Here is a 19,198-nt window from a genome sequence, read left to right on the forward strand (position 1 = left end):
GATGGGCCTCCCCGACACACTGGCCTTCGAACGCGCCGGGCTGAAGGCCTGGCCGGGCATCGAGACCGATTGGGACGGCCAATGGGTACGCCGTGCCGCTGGCGGCTACACCAAGCGCGCCAATTCGCTGCAATGCTTCGACCCGGCTGACGGCGACGATGCCGAAGACCGGCTGGCGGCTGGAGTCGCCTGGTTCGAGGCGCGCGGCATTGCCCCCGTGGTGCGCACCACCCCGCTCGCCAGCGCCAGCCTCAATGCGGTGCTGGATGCCCAGGGTTGGGCCACAATCGACCGCAGCTATCTCTATGCCATGCCCCTGGCCGCGCATGAGCCTGATGCGGAAGGCCGGGTTACCGCCCTGCTCGACCCGCAATTCCTTGCCGCCCAGCAGGCGCTGAAGGGGCATACGGACGCGCTGATGACCCGCATGCGGGCCCTGCTCGCGGTCATGGCGGTTCCCGCTTGCGGCATCGTGATCTATCGCGATGGCGTGGCCGTGGCCTCGGGACTGATGGCGATTGCCGATGGCATCGTCATCACAGGCAATGTCATCGCCGACCGGACACGCCGCCGCCAGGGGCTGGGCGCCGCCATGATGCGAACCGGGCTGGCCTGGGCGAAAGCCGAGGGTGCGACCATAGCCGCGCTCAACGTGGAGGCGAACAATCCGGCCGGCCAGGCGCTCTATGCCAGCCTCGGCTACCGGCACCTCTACGACTACACCTATCGCGTCCGGGGGCAGGCATGAGCGAGTTCAAGCTGCTGCTCGTCGTGGCCTGCGCCCTGATCGATGCCGACCGGCGCGTGCTGATCGCTCAGCGCCCCCAAGGCAAGTCACTGGCGGGGCTGTGGGAATTTCCCGGTGGCAAGGTGGAGGCGGGGGAAAGCCCGGAGGATGCACTGATCCGCGAACTGGAGGAAGAGCTCGGTATTTCCACCAAGACGGCGTGCCTGGCTCCGGTATCCTTCGCAAGTCACTCTTACGATAATTTTCACCTGTTGATGCCACTTTACGCCTGCCGGAAGTGGCAGGGTGAACCCCAGGCGCGGGAACATTCGGCGCTGAAATGGGTCCGCCCGCAGAAGCTGCGCGACTACCCCATGCCACCGGCGGATGAACCTCTGGTCGCCGCATTGTGCGACCTGCTCTAGCGGGGGTGAGCATGCTGGCCGAGACGATCAGAAGATTCGTCGATGACGAGAGTGCCGCGACCGCCATCGAATATGGCCTGATCGCCGCCTTGATCGCCGTTGCCGCCATCGGCAGCTTCGTCGCCTTCGGCAATTCCCTGGTGAACCTGATGGGGATCGGCACCGGCAGCGCCGCCGAGGTCATGGCTACCCAGAGCGCCAAAATCCAGTAGCGTGTCACCGCTGCTACTGCAGCACCACGACCTTGTATTTCTCGCCCGCGACCACCGGATCGCCGGGATAGAGGTCGTTGATGATGTAGAACAGCTCGCTGCCGCGATTGAGCCCGGCCATCTGGCGGGCCAGCGAATCGGCGCTATCGCCGGATTTGGCCGTCACCACCCGCACCGCCACCTTGCGCACCTGGTTGAGATCGGCCGCCTCGGTGCGGCGGAAGCTCTTGAGCGTCGCCTCGGCGCCCTGGGCGAAGCGGCTGCTGTCGGCCTTGGCGGCGAAGATGAAGCGATAGACCTGGCCATCGAGCCGCATGACCGAGACGCGGAAGAACCACTGGTCGGTCTGGGCCAGGCCCGAAGCCATTTCGATGCCGTTATAGCTCTGCGTGGTGACGCTGTCGGCCTTGAGCCCGGCAATCCAGCCCGAGCGCAGGTAATCGGCCAGCGGCACATTGGCCTGCACGTCGGCGCTGTCGAAGCGCACCGCCTCGCCATCGCCGGCCACGCCCACCACCGCGCTCTGCGAATTCTGCAGCGTATAGCCCTCGGGCACGGTGAAGGTGAATTTGGAGGCGGTATGGATGAAGCGGCGCCCGACAATGGAGCCCTGGGCCGGGCTGTCGCCGAAGGTCAGCCCGGCAATCGAGGCCAGATAGCCGTCGCGATCGGTCTCGCCCAGGCCGGACTGGCCGAACATGGTCGTGGCGGTATCGAGCGCTTTCTGGATGCGAGCCGGGGTCGAGGGGTGAGAGGACAGGAACCCGTCATCGCCCCCCTCGCCGGCCGAGAAGCTGGCGAAACGGCTCATGACGCCCAGGAACCGTGCCGCGGCCCGCGGATCGTAGCCCGCCTTGCCGGCGAACTTGATGCCCTCGCGGTCCGCTTCCAGCTCCTGGTTCTGGCTGAAGGCGGCCATGGATTCGCGGGTGCGGTTGGCGGTTGCATCGGTCGAGGTATCGCCGCCGAAAACGCTGGTGATGACGCGATCGACGATTTCGGTGGTGCGGGTACGGTCGGTGCGGGCGCGGGCATGGCGCAGGGTCACGTGGGCGATTTCATGCGCCAGCACGGCGGCCAGTTCGCTGGTGTCGCTGGCCAGCGCCAGGATGCCGCGCGTCACGTAGATATAGCCGCCCGGCAGCGCGAAGGCATTGACCTCGGAACTGTCGAGGATGGTCACCTGGAACTGCGCATTGGGCTGGTTGGCGGCAGCGAGCAGGCGACCGACGATACGCGCCACCATGATCTCGGCCGGACGGTCGGAATAGACCCCGCCATAGGCGGCGATGATGCGCGGATGCTCGCGGCGGCCGATGACCACGTCTTCGGGGTCGGTACCCTCGGGCACCACGGTCGGTGCCGGATTGTCGCCCGTCTTGCTGACGGCGATATTGGGGCCCAGGCTGGTGCAGGCGCTCAGCGCCAGCAGCGACAGGGCCACAAGGCCCGCGCGCAAGGCGGGTCGCAATCCCCTCGACATTTGCCCCGGGCCCATCATCGTGTCGCCAGAACCTCGATCTGCTCGGGATGGGTTATCTCGATGCGCGGACCATCCCGGTCGTCCACCCATCCGCGGATGCGCACCAGCGCATTTTCGAGCGCCAGCGGATCGATGCCGGTTTCGGCAAACAGCCGCAAGGCCGGCGCCTCGATCACGGCGGTAAAGTCTTCTTTCCAGAACCGGCCAAAATTGAGATAGACCCGCCCGCCGCTTTTCTCGGCGAGCAGAATTCTGCCTTCGACAAGTTCGTAATGGCCTGCCCGTGCGAGAATATCGCCGGGCCGGTCCGCCGCACGAGTGCTGTAATAGGGATCGGCCCAGATGCCAAGCCTGCCCAGCCTTGCGCGACCCTCAGCCGCGAACAGCAGATCGAGACAGGCCCGGTTGTCGGGGAAGGAATAGACCCGCGCCAGCCCCAGCCCGACCATGGCCTGCTGCGCCCAGACTTCGCCATCGGGCCCGTCGACAAAGACATGCGCCAGCACGCGCCCATAGCGGTCGACCTCTTCCCCGCCAAAGCCCAGCCGCACCGGCTTGTTGAGGGCGATGGCTTCCAATGCTGCCTTGGCCTGGGGGGCCAGCGGCCAGGTGACGAAATCGGGGCGGTCGAGCGGCAGCTTGGGCGCCTGGGTGCCGATCATCCGCACCACGCGGCCATCGTCGAGCACCACCGTATCGCCATCGGTAACCGCGGTGACGATGCCGCCCTGTTCCATGCGCAACTGCTCGCAGGCCAGGGCCGCGACCGACACGGAAGAAAGGGCCGCAAGCGCAGCAAGACGGACGAGACTGGCTTTGAACAATGGAGGCCCCGGAAACAGACGATTCACCTTGCACGCAATTGCGGCAAAAAATCATGAAGGCTCGCGCAGGCGTGATCGGGCGGGCTATCGCCGGGCAAGGCGCGACCGCAGAGCCGCCACGACGCCAGCCAGCCCGATCACCACCATGCCGGCCATGCCGATCCCGTCGGGCAACTGGCCGAAGACCAGCCAGCCCAGGACCCCCGCCCACAGCAGATGCAGGTAGCTCATCGGCGCCAGCAGCGACGCCTCGGCATAGCGGTTGGCGGCAGTAAAGCAGAAATGGCCAATGGCCGCCGTCAGTCCCAGGCTGAGGAACAGCCCCATTTCGAACAGGCTCGGCACGGCACCGAACCAGTACCACGGCATGGCCAGCCCGAAGCAGATCGCCCCGGCCAGCGCCGAATAGAACAGCAAGGCCAGCGTCCGCTCGCTGCGCGCCAGCACGCGCGACAGCATGTAATAGGTCACCGTGGCCACCACATTGCACAGTGCGAAGACCACCCCCGCCGGGTCGAGCCCGGCTCCCGGCCGCGCGATCAGCACCACACCGGCAAAGCCGCCCAGGGCCGCCAGCCAGCCGAGCAGGCCGATCCGTTCACCCAATACCGGCCGCGCCAGCAGCACCACCAGGATCGGCGACAGATAGATGATGGAGGTGGTCTCGGCGATCGGCATGAGCTGCAGGGCAAGGCTGGCAAACAGCGAGCCGACCACCAGGCAGATCGAGCGCACGGCGACCAGGCCGCGCCGCCTGACCACCACCAGCTCGCGCCCCCGGCTCGGCCCCAGGATGGCCAGCATCAGCAACGCATGCACGATATAGCGGATGGCGGCGACCAGCGGCACGTCATAGCTGGCAATGAGATATTTGTTGGTGGCGTCATTGGAGGCAAACATCAGCGTGGCGACGACGATCAGCGATATGCCGAGCAGCGGCCGGTTTTCCACCAGGCTGGGCGCCGGCCGCGCAGCGGCATCCATTTCCGCGCCCACATCGGCCACGGCCTCGTCACTCATGACATTCTCCAGGGAGGCACATCCGCCATGCGGACAGCGCGCCGGTCTTTCTTGGCGGTGGACTCACCGGCCGGGCGGCCAGGAAACGCAGCATGCCGCCGGGAATGCCAATCAGCAACAGATTTCCGTTGCCTCCCTATATGAGGGCCGGCACGTCGCCCAATCTTGTAACCTCCGGCCCTAGCTGGTATTTCCTCGCGCGTGGTCTCGTAGCTCAGCCGGATAGAGCACCGGATTCCTAATCCGGGGGTCATGGGTTCGAATCCCGTCGAGATCACCACTGTTTCCCCATCATCCCCCACGATGCAGCGCATCACCCTGCCACCGATCGGCCATAGCGCCGGCCGGGAAATGGCGCCGGCCGGAAATATGCTTGGGAGTTCTTCCACTGTTCGGGATGCCGCACTCCGGCAATCATCGTCTTCGGCGCTCGCACCACCTGCGAGAAACAAACCCGATCGGAGCGTCAAGATGGGGTACAAGAAGATCAATGCCATCGACCTGCTGGCACATTTTGAAAATCGGCCGCGCGACTACAGCAAGATTGCCGACCACCTCCATGCCGCGGCCAGCCTGAGCGGCCTCGCCCATCTGGCCGGCATCGCCCGGCGCGTCCGCCAGGACTGCCGGACCGACGAATCGCTCATGGCGATGATCAAGCTGAACCTGATGAGCCTGCCCAAGCCGCTCGAACTGGCGATTTTCGGCGATAGCGGGCTGCTGCACGAGCAGCTCGGCCTCGTGCCGGGCACCGAACCGAGATCGGGCACGTCCTAGCCCCGGCCGGGCTCAACAAGCGCCGGCCTGCAATGCGGCCTGGGCCGCGAGCAGGCCGGACGGTCCTACCGTGCCGCCCAGTTGATGCCGCGGCGCAGGATCGTTGCCATTTCCGGGACCTGGAATTCCGACGAGACATGCCCGAGCGCCGAGTAGAACACCCGGCCGGCGCCGTGCTTGCGCTTCCACACCACCGGCATGGTGACGCCGTCGATCCAACTGGCGTGATCGCCGTTGAAGGTGGTGGTGGCCAGCACTTCGTTGGAGGGATCGACATGCATGTAATACTGCTCGGAGCGGTAGGCGAAGCCGTTGACGCCCGCCATCACCGGATCGTCCTGCCGGGTGATATCGACGCGGTAGTCGATGATATTGCCCGGATGGGCCACCCATTGGCCGCCGACCATGAACTGGTAGTCCACTGCATCGCGGAAGGCGTCCCCCATGCCGCCGTGATGGCCGGCCAGGCCGACCCCGGACTCCACGGCGGCCGTGAGGTTGTTGACCTCTTCCTTCTCGATCTTGCTCATGGTGAAGATCGGGATGATGAGGCTGAGATCGCGGATGGACGGATCGGCGAAGGCCTCGGTCGTGTTCTCGACATAGACCTTGAAGCCGTCTTCCTCGAGCCAGCTCTTGTAGATCATGGCGCATTGCTCGGGCTCGTGGCCGCTCCAGCCGCCCCAGACGATCAGTGCTTCGCGCATCCTATTCTCCTCACGCGATAAAGTGGCCAGCGCCGCCAGGCATCCGGCGATGAAACTACTGGGCGTGCCGCGCCGGGCCGGTGGTGCCCCAGGGCGAGCCATAAAGTTCGCCCAGGGCGACGGCCGCCGCGCCACGCGCCCACAATTCGTCGCCGCAATCGTCGATGACGATCTCGGCCAAGGTGGTCAGTGGCGCCGGGATGGCATTGGCGAAGGCCTGGCGCAGCGGCGCCAGCAGATGCTCGCCCAGCGCCAGGGTCGAACCGACGAGAATGACGCGCGGTGGCGCGAACAGGGCCACCAGATTGGCGATGGCGATGCCCAGGGCCGCCCCGGCCCGGGCTGCCGCATCGCGCAGGCCCTCCTCGCCGGCTTCGAGCAGGCCCTTGACCTGGCCCATGCCCTGCCCCAGCCGCATCGCTTCGCTCAATCGCGGATCGGCTTGCAGCGACGACAGAATCGCGCCTTCACCGGCCAGGTCGGCCAGCCGCACGGCATTGTCGCCGCCCGCGCCCATGATCATGTCGCCCAGAGTGAGGCTCAGCCCGCGCGCACCACGGAACAATTGCCCACCATGCATCACGCCCAGCCCCAGCGTTTCCTCGATGGCGACCAGTACGAAATCGTCATGGCTGCGCGCCTGCCCGAACCAGTGCTGCGCCATGGTGATGGCATTGGCGTCGCTCTCGATGATCGTATCGATACCCAGCCGCGTAGCGATGGCCTGATGCAGCGACACATTGAGATCGGCAAGCACGCTCGATGCCAGCACCTTGCCGGTGCCATGCTCGATAACGCCGGGCAGGCTGAGGGCGATGGTCTTGATCTGGTCGAGGCCCAGCCCGGCATCGCGCACGCAGCGCCGCACCCCGTCTTCAACCAGGTCGGCGACAACGGGGGTGGGGATGCGGTCGACGCGCACCGGCAGGGTCAGGCTGGCCAGCACGTCGCCCTGGAAATTGGTGGCGACGAAGACGATGCGGTTGGCGGCGAGCTTGGCGCCGACCACCCAGGCGGCGTCGGGATTGAGCGCCAGCATGACGCGGGGCCGGCCGCGCAAAGTCTGGCTGCGGATATCGCCCTCATGCCGCACTGTGATCAATCCGTCATCGAGCAGCGAGGCGGTGATGGCCGAAACCGTGGTCGCCGACAGGTCAGTGCGCTCGCCGATCTCGACGCGGGCAATCGCGCCGTGCCGACGGATGGTGTCGAGGACGTGGAAGCGATTGATGGCCCGCATCAGTTCGGGATCGGCAGTCTTCATGGAAGGGCGTCGGCTCGCTGGCGGGTCCCGATTTAAATCGGGATGCAAAATAACTGCGTCCCTTCTAGTCGCCTGCCATACAAGAAGGCAAGGCAAATCGCTTTGGGCGTTAAGCTCATGGCAGGGGCGCGCGCGCTATCAAGGGGCAACCATCTTTTGGCCTTGCTGGCCGCCTAACCGGGCCACGACCACTCTTGCTCCAGGATCTTTTTTCATGACCGTTTTGCGCCATCTCAAGCCGGCCATCCTCCCCCTTGCCGTCATTCTGGCCGGCGCCACCCTCGCCGCCTGCAGCATGGGCGGCAGCGGCACCACCGCCATCGCCCTCTCGCCGGGCCTCTCCGCCCGCATGGACCAGCCCGGCGCCAGCCTCGATCGGGCCCAGGCCATCGGCATGATCAATGCCTATCGCGCCACCAACGGTCTGCCGGCCCTGACGCCCGATGCCGCGCTCGATGGCACGGCCCAGGCTTTGGCCAACCAGTATGCCCAGACCGGCACGCCGCCGCGCGCGCCGCAGGATCTGACGGTGATGAAGCTCAGCGCCGGTTACGCCACCTTCGCCGAAACCTTCTCGGGCTGGCGCAACAGCCCGGCCGATGCCGTCGGTCTCAGGGCCACGGCCGGCAAGGCCGGCATCGCCATGGCCTATAGCCCCACCTCGAGTTACGGCGTTCACTGGGTGCTCGTCCTTGACGACTGATATCGAAACCATCGACGCCCGCGGGCTCAAATGTCCGCTGCCGGTCCTCAAGATGGAAAAGCACCTGGCGGCCTTGCCGCCGGGTGCGCGCCTTGCCGTGCTGGCAACGGACCCCATGGCAAAGGTGGATATTCCCCTGTTCTGCAAGCAGAACGGGCATGACTGCGCGGTCACGGTCGAGGAAGACGCCATGCGCTTTGTCATTCTCAAGGGGTGACAGGACAGGCTGCATGAGGTGAAGTGGACCCGCGGCGAGCAGAGGAGGTTCACAATGACACTTTCCACATGCAGGGCGGTGGCATTCCGCGCAGCTTTGGCCGCTACACTGATGTTCCCCGCCGCCACGATGGCGCAGGAGGATCCGGGCTGGCATGGCAGCGTCTATGACGGCATGGCGACCCTGTTCTACGGCATTCCGCAATCGGATCATGCCGAGATTTCCCTGGCCTGCCAGGCCGGCAGCGACACCGCCACATTCGTCTTCGCCTTCGCCCCCATCGCGGCTGTCGATGGGGTTCAGGTCCAGGTCACCCTGGAGGCCGGCAATGTTTCATTGCCCATCCAGACCACCGGCGCGCTGATGCAGATGGACGATCTCTTCCTGCTGGAAGGCGAAGTTGCGGTCGATACCAGGCTCATCGACCTGCTCGGCTCGGACGGCATGCTGAGCGTTTTCGTCGAGGACGGCGCTGCGGAATACCCTCTGGACGGCGCGCGGCAAGCCGCCGCCGCGCTGATCGAGACCTGTGGCCAGCGCGCCGAAACCGCCGCCATCCGGAGCTGTGAATTCGACGCCTGGGTGGAGGGCAGCGGTCCAGCCGCCACGGTCATCCGCGATGGCCCGTCCGGCGACGCCGCCGCCGTTGCCGATTTACCGGGGCCATATGAAGGCTACGATGCGGTCAACTATCCCACCGTCAGCGTCACCGGCAGCAGCAATGGCTGGTTCCGCATCGAGAAGGCCGTCACCAATCTCTATGCGCCGGACGGCGATGTCATTGTGGTCTTCGCCGGACAAGGCTGGGTGTCCGGCAAGGCGCTGGGGCTCGATGTGGAAAGCTCTCTCCACACCCACCCGGCAGCCAATGCCGCGATTGCGATGGATTTCAGTGACGCAGCCGACAGCTATCGGGTCGACCGGCTCTACGCCTGTCGTGACCACTGGGTCGAAGTCGGTGGGACCTATGACGGGCAGCGGGTGCGCGGCTGGTCCGCCGATACCTGCGAAAGCCAGATAACCACCTGCCCGTAACGCTTTATGAGGCGGATCGGCCCTGCCGTAGCCGGGCCACGAAATCCTCCGAGCGCACCGACATCAGCTTGATGGCGCCGCGGGCATGGCTGATGTCGATCCGCTCCGACGCCATGCGCTTTTCCACGCCGATATCGGCGATCTCGGCAAGCGGGATTGTCCAGCTATCGGGCGGATTGCGCGACTTGGTCAGCCGCGTCTGGGCGAACTGGAGATTGCCCTCCGCCAGGGTCAGCGTGCCGCTCACCCACACCCCGCCATTGCGCTTGAGCATGATCGTGGTGGCGGGAAGGACGATCCAGCGCCAAAGCGGTATCTTGTAATTTGCCGGAAGCGGCCTGAGCCAGGCGGCGGGGATTGCAGCTTCTGGGACAATTTCGGTCAAGTCGGCTCCCCAGGCTGTTGGTGCCCCCCGCCGGACTCCGGTTAGACCAGCGAGATATGCTCTAACCAATTGATTTGATTGTGTTGTTTGCGACCGGTCAAAACCACCCTTGACCCCGTCGCGAAAAACGTGCCCCAGATCGTGCCCCAAAACGTGCCCCAAGCACATGGAGCCGACCGTTGCGCCGTGGCGCCGATCCCGATCGATACCTGACCCTCAAGGGGCAGCGATACCACTACAAGCGGCGGGTGCCGTCGAGCCTTCACGCCATGTTCGGCGGCGATACGCACGTGCGCAAGAGCCTCAAGACCGACGACCTCGCCATTGCCCGGGTGAAGCGGGACGAGCTGGAGGAGGCCGACGATCGCCTGTGGGAGGCGCTGGCGCTTGGTAAGCCGAGCGAAGGGGCGAAGGCCGCCTATGAGGCCGCAGTGGCCACAGCGCTCGCCCTGCGCTTCGCATACCGGCCTGCGATCGAAGTCGCGGCCGAGCCGCTGCCAGACTTGCTCGGACGGATCGCGGCCGTGCCGGAATCGGGAACCAGCCGGCCGATCGCCGATGCGACCCTTGGTCTGCTCGACGCGCCCAAGGTCACGGTGACCGAGGCATTCGATATCTATTTCGACGTGATCGCCACCGACGAGCTGCGCGGCAAGAGCGCAAAGCAGCGGGCCGACTGGCGTAAGGTAAAGACCCGGGCACGGAACAACTTCATCCAGGTCGTCGGCGATATCACCCTCACCGACACGACCCGTGACCAGGCGCTGCAGTTCTATGACTTCTGGCGGAAGCGGATTGCGCCGAACGATCGCGAGATTGCCGAGGGCGCCCTCATCACCCACTCACCGGCCAGCGGCAACCGCGACATCGGCAATATGCGCGTGCTGTTCACCGCCTACCATCGTCACATCGGCCAGATGGACAAGTTCAATCCGTTCTCCGGGCTCGGCTTCGAGGAGGACGATGAGCGGACGCGGCCACCCTTCCCTGTCGAGTGGATCACAGGAACCATCCTGGCGCGTGGTGCGCTGTCGGCGCTCAATCCGCCGGCGCGGCGCATCTTCCTGACATTGGTGGAGACCGGCGCCCGTCCGAGCGAGATCGCCAACCTGCTGCCGCGGCACATCGTGCTCGACCACGACATTCCGCACATCGTCATCAGCCCGCGCCGCGAACGCGAAGATCCTCGCCAGATCAAGACCGGCACATCGGTGCGCAAGGTGCCGCTGCTGGGCGTGTCACTGGCGGCGATGCAGGCCAGTCCCAAGGGCTTCCCTGAATACCACGACAACGAGACGACGCTGTCCAACACGCTGATGAAGCATTTCCGCAAGCACAAGCTGCTGCCGACGCCGGCGCACACCATCTACTCGATCCGCCATGCCTTTGAGGATCGGATGAAAGATGCGCTGGTGGACGAGGAGGTGCGGAAGCTATTGATGGGCCATGCTATCGATCGCCCACGCTATGGCAGCGGCGGCAGCCTGGAACTGCGCCGCGAGGCACTGGCGCGGATCACGCTGCCGTTCGATAAGACGATAGTTTGATCGGGGAGTAGCACGCGAGTGTCAATTTTCACCTTGCAGATCGACGATGCTACACCCTGCACCAAATGCGCGGAAGCGGTACCACTTCTCGTATCGCACTGCCCTCATTGCAGCCACGTTGCCCTGCATCGGCTGACGTTTGATCAGTTCTTTGGAGAGATGGAGCACGGTCGCATTGTCAGCGCCAAGACTGGCGGGCTTGTGGTTGGGCGCACCACGGACGAAGACGATATCCCGATGTACCAACACGTGAAGGGCAACGTGTTCGCGGCCGTTGGTTTGATGCAGGGTGGCGAGTATCTGATGTCGAAAGCCGCGTCGATCGCCCACCGTGAGCGGATTGATCAGATAAACGCAGTGAAGGGCAAGGCGCCAGCGAGTTTCCCGATTTCCCTCACCGCTCTATGCTCTGTAATCAATACCAATCTCATGCCGCCCTGGTCGGGCATCTGGATTGATTGGGGGCAGTACGTGGTCAACCGATTTGCAACAGCACAGCATTTTGAAGAACTGGAAGAGTTGAACGCGGACGTCCCAATGGAATGACCGGCATTTTGCTTTCAGCCGAGTGCGGCCTATGCTCCCCAGAGTGGGGATTCGGGGCACGCACTTGGCAAGAGATGCAGATGAACATGAGTTTGGGTCCGATGACACCGACACCAAGCTGCGACTAGTCCGAGATTATCTTAGCGCCTACGCGACAGCGCTCCGCCCAAAGTTCAACCATCTCTGGTACATCGACGCCTTCGCGGGTACCGGCAGCCGGTCGGTAAAGCATCCAGCACGGCCCGGCGATTTTATGAACGTCGAGGACGTGCCCGAAAGAGTGGAGAAGCGGCCTGGGTCGGCGCGCATCGGCCTAGAGATTAGTCCGGCCTTCGATCGTGTCATCCTTATGGACAGCAAGCCGCGCCATATCGCTGCACTTGAGGCCCTAAAAGTTGAGCACCCGCATCGAGACATCCATGTGGTCCCGGGTGACTGCAACCGCTTCATCCAAGACCAGTTGGCCAAGACGAACTGGGCAAGCAAGAGGGCAGCTCTGTTCCTCGACCCATATGGCATGGAGGTCGAATGGGCCACGCTCAAGGCCATTGCATCTACCGAAGCCATCGACGTCTGGTATCTGTTTTCGTTGGAGGGGCTCTATCGCAACGCAGCTCACGACATCAACGATGTCGACCAAGTGAAGCGAGCGGCCCTGACCAAGCTGCTGGGCACCGATGAATGGGAACGCGAGCTGTATTCCGTGCACCAGCCGCCGACCGATCTGTTCGACTATACGCCGCCGGAAGAGCGACGGCGGAACGCCGATGTGGCAGGCCTCGAGGCCTACGTGACCCGGCGACTGCGAGAGATATTTCCGATGGTTCTCGACCCTTATGCATTGCCGGTCGGGCGGAAGCCTCAGCGCTTCTCGCTGTACTGCATGATCTCTAACAAGGACGGCAAGGCGCTAGGGCTGGCGCGTCGGATCGGCGATCACATACTCAAGGCGGGCAAGTGATCCCAAGTGCGGCCGAGATAGGTTCGGCCCGCGGCCTTCTTGTTGCGTCCGCCCCACTGCTTGAAGAAGAAGGCGGCGCCGTGCCGGTCGCAGGCCTCACGGATTTCCTCGACCCATTCCTCCTGCATCGGCCGCGCCTTGGGCCCGCTTTCGCCGCCGACGATTGACCAATGGATGCCAGCCAAATCAGCGCCGGCCACTGAGCCGAGCAACGGCTCGAAGGAGACGAAGCGCACCGCGGCGGGTACCAGGCGCAGATGGTCGAGACGTTCGAGCACGCGGTCATCCTCGACGCTGGTGCCCAGCCAGACATTAGGCAGGATGCGGAATCGGCTTTCGCGGAGAACCTCGGCCATGCGCTCCGGCCGCTTGGTCAGGATCTGATACGTGTGGCGCGGCGTCGCCGCCATGGTCTGCCAGACCAGTTCGATGAAATCGGCCGGCACGTCCTCATGGAAGAGGTCGGACATGGAATTGACGAAGATTTTGCGCGGCTTCTTCCAGGCGATCGGCGCATCGAGCGATGCGTGATCAAGCCGGACCTTGCCGGTCCAGACGGCACGTCCGCCGCTCTTGCGGGTGAGGCCTTCATATTTTTCGACATCCATGGCTTCGAGTCGGGCGGCCATACGCATAGCATAGCAGTTGGTGCAGCCGGCGGTGACGATGGTACAGCCGGCAACGGGGTTCCAGGTGGCGTCAGTCCATTCGATCGATGTTTCGGCCATTGCGTCGCCCTTTCCGCTGTCAGCGATACTCGCCCATGGTGGTTAATGTTTGACCCTGCAAAACGGTCAGCCGCTTCTGCCGAGCACGTACCGCCGCCATGGCGTCATTCTGCGTCAGTAGTGCGTCGCGCTCGCGCTCGAGGCGCTGCCAGATCGGGAGATAGGTGACGCCCTGGTCGGGCGCCTCGGCCATGATCACTGCCATGCGGTCGAGCGCCCATTCGAGCGTCTCGACGGTGATGGGCTGACCTGGCACGAAGCGGGGCATGTCAGGCCGCCAGTGCGCCGAAGGGGCGCAGCGCGCCTTCGAGGGCCTTGCGGAAGGCCTCTTCGACCTTGGGCTGCGCCATGAACTTGATGCGGGCCGGCAGCGGCACGGCCTCGGGGCGCCAGTCGGGGTGCTTGCCCTTGACGATGTCGCGGTATTCGGTGGCGAGCGCGACCTGGTCGGCCTGGTCGACATCGTCGAGGATGGCCTGGCTCGGCAGCGGCAGGTTGAAAGCGGGATAGATCGCCTCGTGCAGGATGCGGCACTCCAGCCCGACAACGTCGGCGCCCTGATCCATCAGCCAGAGCTTCCACGGCGTTGCCAGATCGCGCGTTACATATTCGGGTGCGTCGTGCAGCAGCGCGTAGGGCCTGGACGACACGAGCCGGCAGGCCGAGGCGGCGATCAGGGTGTGCTGGGCCACCGTGAAGCTCGCCGTCTCGATGTTGCCGTACCAGCGGTTCTCGCGCGACAGGTGGTGCACGATGTCGTCGAGGCTCACCATTTCGGGCTTCGGGTTGGCGAAGTCGAAGGCGCGGCCGCTCGATGTGGTCAGCCAGAAGCGAGACATGGTCATGGCTGGCGCTGCCCGAAATGGAGGGCGACGCCGGCGGCGATCATGATCAGGCCAACGACCAGGCCGATGGCGATATCGGGGTTGCTCATTCGAACACCCCCGCATGAATGCAGACCAGCCAAATGCCGAGGAAACCGCAGGCATAAGGGAAGAGGTCGAGTGCGAAGGCGCTCATTTGTGCGCCTCCGCGAGATGCATCTTGAGGCCCTTGTCGCCGCTCAGCTTCTTGCCGCAATGCGGGCATGGGGTGCTGGCGCCGGAGCGGCTGCGCTTTTTGGTGCGGCTGCTCATGCCTGTGCACCCTGGCCCGGGCCAGCAGCGACGCGCGGCTGCGTGATGGCGACGAAGTCCTTGGCCGCGAGGTTGACGACGCGGCGGGTGTAGAGGTTGATCTGCCGCTCGGAGAAGCCGCGATAGCGCAGGCCGGTGATGACGTCCTTCAGGCTGGGCATGATCTGCCCGACCGCCTCGCGCATGCCGGCGACGGTGGCCTCCTCATTGTCGCCCGAGGTGTCCAGCTGCTGGACGAAGCTCTTGTTGGCCAGCGTCACCGCAGCATCGCGGTTCTGCTTCTGGAAGCTGAGCGGGAAGCCGAGGGCGGCGAGCACATCTTCGGTACAGTTGCCGTGATTGGCGCGCATCGCCTCGGCGAGGCCCTCGACGGTCAGCTGGGCGGCTTTATCATCGTCCGTCTTGTCGCGCTGCGAGCCGAGGCCATCGAGCTGGCAGGCGGCAAAGGCGGTCGGGGCGGTGATTTCCGCGCCCCCGTCCCAGGCGAAGTCAGGAACCTCGTTGCGATTTGCCGGGCGGCGCCACATGCCACTGTCGTGGCGCTGCCAGCCGGCAGCTTCAGCGAAGTGGGCCCAATAGGCTTCGTCGTGGGTAAGACGCTGTGCAGCGCCATATTGTGCGAGCATGATGCCCTCCAGTGGTGAACTGGCGAGCATGTAGCCATATCGGCTACTGTTCCGTCAAGTGGGTGTAGCCATACTGGCTATTTAGAAACACGGCGCAGAGCCAAGCCCATGACAATCATCGCCAGAGCGATCAGGCCGAGAAATATGGAAAGCGGCCGCGTTGTCTGTCCGACATAGACGCCCGCTCCCGAAATAATGAAGTAGCCGACCAGTGCCATAAGCAGCGCCAGCACCCCGAGGATATACAAGGTTGCCGCTATCCATCTCATGGCTAATCCTCCCGCTGCACCGAGTATATCACCCGCCCGACGACTCGGACCACGGCTTCCACGTCATCATCAATCGGAATGGGAGCTTGAAAGCGCGGGTCTGTGCTCTCGGGCATCAGCCAAAGCCTGCCATCCTCATCTCGACTGAGCGTTTTTACGGTCGTTTCTCTGGTTCCGTCCGGGCGTTCGCGTTCCACAATGTAGCGCTTGCCGACTTCCAGCCGTTCACCGGCCGCGATGAAGCTAGTATGCACCAACACCGTTTGCTCGGGATAGCGACGGTTCATTGATGGGCCCCTTGTCTCAGAGCCGAACAATTCCAGCGTTCGGTATCGCGGGTCGTCTGGGATTGCGACCGAGTACCATTCTTCCTCGGGCCATTCCGAATGGCTCTCCCACGCTCCCGCCTCCACGTGACTGCGGACTTTTACAATTCGCGTCGCTGAGGGAGCAGTGATGATCTGTTCGGGAGGAACACCGAACACCGTCGAGAAACGAGCCATCCAATCCTGGGTGAGCTTCATTTTCCCGGAGATCAGTTTGCTGACGGTGATGGGATGTGCGTCGATACCGGCCGCGACATCGTCGCGTGACAGGTTTCTTTCGCGCATCAACTCTTTGATCCGATTGCCCATTCCTCAGAAATAGCCGATACGGCTACGCTTGTCGTAGCTGATATGGCTACTTTTATGCTTGACGTGACAATAGCCGATATGGCTACTTTGCGTCATGAACCTCACCGCATGGCGAAAATCGCAAGGCAAATCCCTGGCAGAGACGGCCGCCGCAATCGGTATTGTCGGCGCTAATCCTGCGCGGTCGCTGCAGCGGTACGAGAGTGGCGAGCGCGTGATGCCGGCGGTGCAGCAGGCAGCGGTCGAGACCTTCACGAATGGCGCGGTCACATTTAACGACATGTTTGCTGCCCGTCTTGCGTGGGAGACAACCAATCTAGCCGAGGCTCAGTCGTGAGCCCCGCCCTCCCCATCATCAGTTCGGCCCGCCACCCCTCCAGGCGCGCCTGTGCCCGGCGTGTCGCGCGCAGCATCCTCCTCCCGCTGCGCGCGGCCGTCGGGGCTTTTTCGAGCAGCGATCGCCTCGCGATACCGCTCGATGGCCTGACGCAAGGCAGTGCTGGGCTGGTAGTGGGGAAACCGGTTCATCGACAGACCTTCATCGCCGCGACGCCGGCGGTGCTTTTTGTTGCACGCGGACGAGCGATTGTCGCTGGCAGCGTGGCGGGGGTTTTGCCATGCGCCCGATGAAGCCGCGCCGCCCCGGCTCGCCGCATGATGCACTCGCACAACTGATGAGCCAGATCGGCCTCAGCGAGAAGGGCGACGGCGTGCAGATCGCCGCGGACTTCGAGGGCAAGACCAAGTTCACGTTCTACAAGCTGCTCGACCCCGACCAGGACGGCGAGCTGAGCTTCGTCCGCGTGGCCCGGCTGACGGAGCATTTCGGCGCGACGGCAGCGGCCGAGCACCTGGCCGGGCTTTGCGGCTGCGTGCTGGTGCGGCCACCGGAATCGGTGCCCGGCGCCAAGGATCTGCTGGTGGCAACCGGGGCCGCGCTCAAGGAAACCGGCGACGTGATCGCCGAAGTCAGCACCGCCCTGGTGGATGGCGAAATCAGCGCCGCCGACCGCGCACGCATCCTGCCGGAAATCCGCCAGGCCATGGCGCTGTTCGCCGCGCTCGAGCTGATCGTGGAGGCTGGCCAATGAGCACCGAACTCGCGCTGTTCGCCCACGCCAAGGAAGCCCTCGCCGCCGCGGTACGGTTCGACGAAGTACAATCAATCCGCAGCCGGGCGCGGCAGGCCGAGGCCTATGGCAAGATCGCCCGCGACAAGGGGCTGATCGCCGACGCCAACGAAGTGATCGCCCGGGCGGAGCGCAAGCTCGGCATCATGCTGCGCGCGGTCAAGAACGACGGACTACTGAGCCAGGGCGGCCGGCCTGAGACCAGCAACCTGAGCGAGCCGGAAACCGGTGACGGACAGGAACCGGTTTTCGACAACACCCCGTTCACGCTCGCCGATATCGGCGTCGACAAGAAGCTGAGCAGCCGCGCGCAGAAGCTCGCCGAGCTGGAGGACGCTGCCTTCGAAGCGGTTGTCGCGGACAAGCGTGAGAAGATCCTCGCGACCGAGCCGGTATCCGCAAGTCCGAAGACGATCAAGGTTGCCGCGCAGCCGAAGCCCGAGCCGATCAAGCCGCTGAAGCCGCGCCGCTTCCATCAGTTTGTGGTGTCGCTGCTGGCGCTGTCGTTTGCCAGCGATCGGGTGACCAGCGTCGGCATATGGGACCTAGCCAGAATGTGCGGCATCGTCACGGTCGACGGGGACGATGTCGAGTTCACGCCAGAGGCCTATGAGGCGCTCGGCGCCCTGGCCGAAACGGCGCTCAAGCCGTTCATTGAGGCCCAGACGAATACCCCAGAGGGGTCCGGCACGGCTCGCGAGGCCTCCGGCGGTCAACCTCTCCCCGGTGACGGGGACATTGGAGACCTGCAACACGGGACACAGTCCGCCCCTCACCACCTTCAACAACTGCAGCTGCGCGAGGCCTATGAGGGCGAGGTTGCCCTGCTTGGCGACAAGCGCGGCAAGCTGACCATGGCGCTGGCGGAGCCCGCCATGCGGGCCGGTTATGACGCCGAGGTTCCCGTGGCGCTGATCGCCCAAGACCTCGGTCATCCCCTCGGCACGATCAAGACCTGGGCCAACCGCCTCGAACTGACCAGCATAGACCGCATGCATGCCCGCCAGCAGCGCTACGGAGGCGCCGCATGAACCGGCCTGCTCCCAGCTATCATCCCGAACAGATCGTCGCCCGTGTGGTGCTGGAGCCATCTGGCGCCCACCGGCTCGAAGTCGAGACCACGGGCGGCATCATGATCGTCGCCTATGACGCCAACACCATTCCGCAGCTCGAAGCGGCCTGCTCCCAGTTCCGCATGCTGACGACGCAGGCTGATGGCGGCCGCGACTTCCACAATCGCAAGACCGTAGCCCTGGAGATCGGACGATGATGACCGTCGATAACGTGACGATCGACCCCACTGCCATTTTCGGCATGCTGCTAGCGGCCGAGGGCGGCGCGTCTCTGGATCAGATGGCGCATGTATACGGGCTGGCGCGGCACAGCGTGCTGGACCTGCTCACCAAGGCGCGGCGCGGCGAGTGCGGCAAGGTCGAGGCCTGGAGCGGTGAAGGCCGAGGCCAGACCGTGTCCGGCAAGGCCAAGGGTGCCGGCCCCGTCGCGGCCGATCGTCAGGAAGTGCTGCTGCAGCGCTGGATGCGCCGCATCGCGCGCCACATGCACCGGCATGGCGAAATCAGCCTGGAGCAGGTGCGCCAGCTGGTCGACACCCAGAGCGAGACGGCTTCGGTGTGGATGGACCAGCTGCGCCACCAGTTCAAGAAGCTGGGGCTTGCCTTCCGCAGCGAGACGCGCGGCACGAAGTTCGACCTGTTCTACGTGATCGAGGGCGATAGCCGCGACCTGCTCGCCACCATCATCGCCGACGACTGGAAGATCGAGGTGGAGCGGTGATAGCCGACAACTTCCCCCTCATCGTCCTCTGCTGCTTCGGCGCGGTC

General features: G+C 64.6%; 27 protein-coding genes and 1 tRNA gene. 16 read left to right on the forward strand and 12 right to left on the reverse strand.

From position 1 onward, the window contains the following. The first annotated feature begins 1 nt into the window (after window position 1). Genes ASD80_RS11270 through ASD80_RS11280 form a run of 3 tightly spaced genes read left to right on the forward strand, consistent with a single transcriptional unit; the run spans window position 2 to window position 1,364 of the window. Window positions 2-748 carry a GNAT family N-acetyltransferase gene (locus ASD80_RS11270; protein ID WP_056232820.1) on the forward strand — a complete coding sequence of 249 codons (747 nt, stop codon included), beginning with the start codon at window positions 2-4 and terminating at the stop codon, window positions 746-748. After that, window positions 745-1,152 carry a (deoxy)nucleoside triphosphate pyrophosphohydrolase gene (locus ASD80_RS11275; protein WP_056232822.1) on the forward strand — a complete coding sequence of 136 codons (408 nt, stop codon included), beginning with the start codon at window positions 745-747 and terminating at the stop codon, window positions 1,150-1,152. The genes ASD80_RS11270 and ASD80_RS11275 overlap by 4 nt, the downstream gene beginning before the upstream one ends. A gap of 11 nt (window positions 1,153-1,163) precedes the next feature. Continuing rightward, on the forward strand, window positions 1,164-1,364 hold the full coding sequence (locus ASD80_RS11280) for a Flp family type IVb pilin (protein ID WP_056232824.1): 201 nt from the start codon (window positions 1,164-1,166) through the stop codon (window positions 1,362-1,364). Between the two features lie 13 nt (window positions 1,365-1,377). On the opposite strand, the gene ASD80_RS11285 is transcribed toward ASD80_RS11280, so the two are convergent. The 3 genes from ASD80_RS11285 to ASD80_RS11295 all read right to left on the reverse strand — a co-directional run bounded on the left by ASD80_RS11285 (window position 1,378) and on the right by ASD80_RS11295 (window position 4,691). Continuing rightward, window positions 1,378-2,823, reverse strand: a complete 1,446-nt coding sequence (locus tag ASD80_RS11285) for a M48 family metalloprotease (protein WP_056232826.1) — start codon at window positions 2,821-2,823, stop codon at window positions 1,378-1,380. A 38-nt stretch (window positions 2,824-2,861) separates the two neighbouring features. Next, window positions 2,862-3,671 carry a thermonuclease family protein gene (locus tag ASD80_RS11290; protein WP_156460412.1) on the reverse strand — a complete coding sequence of 270 codons (810 nt, stop codon included), beginning with the start codon at window positions 3,669-3,671 and terminating at the stop codon, window positions 2,862-2,864. A gap of 84 nt (window positions 3,672-3,755) precedes the next feature. Next, window positions 3,756-4,691, reverse strand: coding sequence for a DMT family transporter (locus ASD80_RS11295; protein WP_200950302.1), 936 nt, complete (start codon window positions 4,689-4,691; stop codon window positions 3,756-3,758). A 203-nt stretch (window positions 4,692-4,894) separates the two neighbouring features. Here ASD80_RS11295 and ASD80_RS11300 point away from each other — a divergent pair. Next, window positions 4,895-4,971, forward strand: a tRNA-Arg gene (locus ASD80_RS11300). Between the two features lie 191 nt (window positions 4,972-5,162). Next, complete coding sequence (locus ASD80_RS11305) at window positions 5,163-5,468, forward strand: hypothetical protein (protein ID WP_056232828.1); 306 nt, start codon at window positions 5,163-5,165, stop codon at window positions 5,466-5,468. 65 nt (window positions 5,469-5,533) lie between these two features. Here the strand turns inward: ASD80_RS11305 and ASD80_RS11310 are convergent, their stop codons facing one another. Together ASD80_RS11310 and ASD80_RS11315 are read right to left on the reverse strand one after the other, a co-directional pair. Beyond that, window positions 5,534-6,175, reverse strand: a complete 642-nt coding sequence (locus tag ASD80_RS11310) for a ThuA domain-containing protein (RefSeq protein WP_056232830.1) — start codon at window positions 6,173-6,175, stop codon at window positions 5,534-5,536. A gap of 55 nt (window positions 6,176-6,230) precedes the next feature. Continuing rightward, window positions 6,231-7,439, reverse strand: a complete 1,209-nt coding sequence (locus ASD80_RS11315; RefSeq protein WP_056232832.1) for an ROK family transcriptional regulator — start codon at window positions 7,437-7,439, stop codon at window positions 6,231-6,233. 214 nt (window positions 7,440-7,653) lie between these two features. Here ASD80_RS11315 and ASD80_RS18755 point away from each other — a divergent pair, with 214 nt between their 5' ends. The 3 genes from ASD80_RS18755 to ASD80_RS11330 are packed head-to-tail and all read left to right on the forward strand — an operon-like array spanning window position 7,654 to window position 9,394. Then, window positions 7,654-8,142, forward strand: a complete 489-nt coding sequence (locus ASD80_RS18755; protein WP_056232834.1) for a CAP domain-containing protein — start codon at window positions 7,654-7,656, stop codon at window positions 8,140-8,142. After that, complete coding sequence (locus ASD80_RS11325; RefSeq protein WP_056232836.1) at window positions 8,132-8,359, forward strand: sulfurtransferase TusA family protein; 228 nt, start codon at window positions 8,132-8,134, stop codon at window positions 8,357-8,359. The genes ASD80_RS18755 and ASD80_RS11325 overlap by 11 nt, the downstream gene beginning before the upstream one ends. Before the next feature lie 54 nt (window positions 8,360-8,413). Next, on the forward strand, window positions 8,414-9,394 hold the full coding sequence (locus ASD80_RS11330; protein WP_156460413.1) for a hypothetical protein: 981 nt from the start codon (window positions 8,414-8,416) through the stop codon (window positions 9,392-9,394). 4 nt (window positions 9,395-9,398) lie between these two features. Here the strand turns inward: ASD80_RS11330 and ASD80_RS11335 are convergent, their stop codons facing one another. After that, entirely contained in the window at window positions 9,399-9,779 is a 381-nt protein-coding gene (locus ASD80_RS11335; RefSeq protein WP_156460414.1) for a hypothetical protein, read from the reverse strand. 179 nt (window positions 9,780-9,958) lie between these two features. On the opposite strand from ASD80_RS11335, the gene ASD80_RS11340 reads away from it, so the two are divergent. From ASD80_RS11340 to tcmP, 3 genes are read left to right on the forward strand one after another with little or no spacing between them, the layout of a single operon-like run. After that, window positions 9,959-11,326: a DUF6538 domain-containing protein gene (locus ASD80_RS11340; protein ID WP_056232843.1), complete on the forward strand. Its 1,368-nt coding sequence runs from the start codon at window positions 9,959-9,961 to the stop codon at window positions 11,324-11,326. 18 nt (window positions 11,327-11,344) lie between these two features. Further along, entirely contained in the window at window positions 11,345-11,872 is a 528-nt protein-coding gene (locus ASD80_RS11345) for a hypothetical protein (protein WP_156460415.1), read from the forward strand. A gap of 31 nt (window positions 11,873-11,903) precedes the next feature. Further along, complete coding sequence (gene tcmP, locus ASD80_RS11350) at window positions 11,904-12,833, forward strand: three-Cys-motif partner protein TcmP (RefSeq protein ID WP_056232848.1); 930 nt, start codon at window positions 11,904-11,906, stop codon at window positions 12,831-12,833. Here the strand turns inward: tcmP and ASD80_RS11355 are convergent. From ASD80_RS11355 to ASD80_RS11380, 6 genes are all read right to left on the reverse strand, one after another. Continuing rightward, window positions 12,809-13,561: a DUF5131 family protein gene (locus ASD80_RS11355; RefSeq protein WP_056232850.1), complete on the reverse strand. Its 753-nt coding sequence runs from the start codon at window positions 13,559-13,561 to the stop codon at window positions 12,809-12,811. The two genes, tcmP and ASD80_RS11355, sit on opposite strands and share 25 nt — an antisense overlap. Window positions 13,562-13,580: 19 nt before the next feature. Further along, window positions 13,581-13,829 (reverse strand): hypothetical protein, encoded by a 249-nt coding sequence (locus ASD80_RS11360; RefSeq protein WP_056232853.1) that lies wholly within the window; start codon window positions 13,827-13,829, stop codon window positions 13,581-13,583. A gap of 1 nt (window position 13,830) precedes the next feature. Next, on the reverse strand, window positions 13,831-14,406 hold the full coding sequence (locus ASD80_RS11365; RefSeq protein ID WP_056232855.1) for a hypothetical protein: 576 nt from the start codon (window positions 14,404-14,406) through the stop codon (window positions 13,831-13,833). Window positions 14,407-14,693: 287 nt separating this feature from the next. Further along, window positions 14,694-15,323, reverse strand: a complete 630-nt coding sequence (locus ASD80_RS11370) for a hypothetical protein (protein ID WP_156460416.1) — start codon at window positions 15,321-15,323, stop codon at window positions 14,694-14,696. A gap of 77 nt (window positions 15,324-15,400) precedes the next feature. Continuing rightward, window positions 15,401-15,592: a hypothetical protein gene (locus tag ASD80_RS11375; RefSeq protein ID WP_056232858.1), complete on the reverse strand. Its 192-nt coding sequence runs from the start codon at window positions 15,590-15,592 to the stop codon at window positions 15,401-15,403. Window positions 15,593-15,594: 2 nt separating this feature from the next. Then, window positions 15,595-16,227, reverse strand: coding sequence for a LexA family transcriptional regulator (locus ASD80_RS11380; protein ID WP_244488989.1), 633 nt, complete (start codon window positions 16,225-16,227; stop codon window positions 15,595-15,597). 94 nt (window positions 16,228-16,321) lie between these two features. Here ASD80_RS11380 and ASD80_RS11385 point away from each other — a divergent pair, with 94 nt between their 5' ends. From ASD80_RS11385 to ASD80_RS11405, 5 genes are all read left to right on the forward strand, one after another. Further along, window positions 16,322-16,564, forward strand: coding sequence for a helix-turn-helix domain-containing protein (locus tag ASD80_RS11385; RefSeq protein ID WP_056232860.1), 243 nt, complete (start codon window positions 16,322-16,324; stop codon window positions 16,562-16,564). Window positions 16,565-16,844: 280 nt separating this feature from the next. Beyond that, the gene (locus tag ASD80_RS11390) at window positions 16,845-17,318 is read left to right on the forward strand and encodes a phage regulatory CII family protein (RefSeq protein WP_156460417.1); all 474 of its coding nucleotides are present in this window, start codon (window positions 16,845-16,847) and stop codon (window positions 17,316-17,318) included. Next, entirely contained in the window at window positions 17,315-18,388 is a 1,074-nt protein-coding gene (locus ASD80_RS11395; RefSeq protein ID WP_056232864.1) for a hypothetical protein, read from the forward strand. Before ASD80_RS11390 ends, ASD80_RS11395 begins: the two co-directional genes overlap by 4 nt. Further along, window positions 18,385-18,627 carry a hypothetical protein gene (locus ASD80_RS11400; RefSeq protein WP_056232866.1) on the forward strand — a complete coding sequence of 81 codons (243 nt, stop codon included), beginning with the start codon at window positions 18,385-18,387 and terminating at the stop codon, window positions 18,625-18,627. The genes ASD80_RS11395 and ASD80_RS11400 overlap by 4 nt, the downstream gene beginning before the upstream one ends. Next, window positions 18,624-19,151: a hypothetical protein gene (locus tag ASD80_RS11405; protein WP_056232868.1), complete on the forward strand. Its 528-nt coding sequence runs from the start codon at window positions 18,624-18,626 to the stop codon at window positions 19,149-19,151. Before ASD80_RS11400 ends, ASD80_RS11405 begins: the two co-directional genes overlap by 4 nt. Window positions 19,152-19,198 lie beyond the last annotated feature (47 nt).

The organism is Devosia sp. Root635 (assembly GCF_001427605.1).
Taxonomy (GTDB): Bacteria; Pseudomonadota; Alphaproteobacteria; order Rhizobiales; family Devosiaceae; genus Devosia.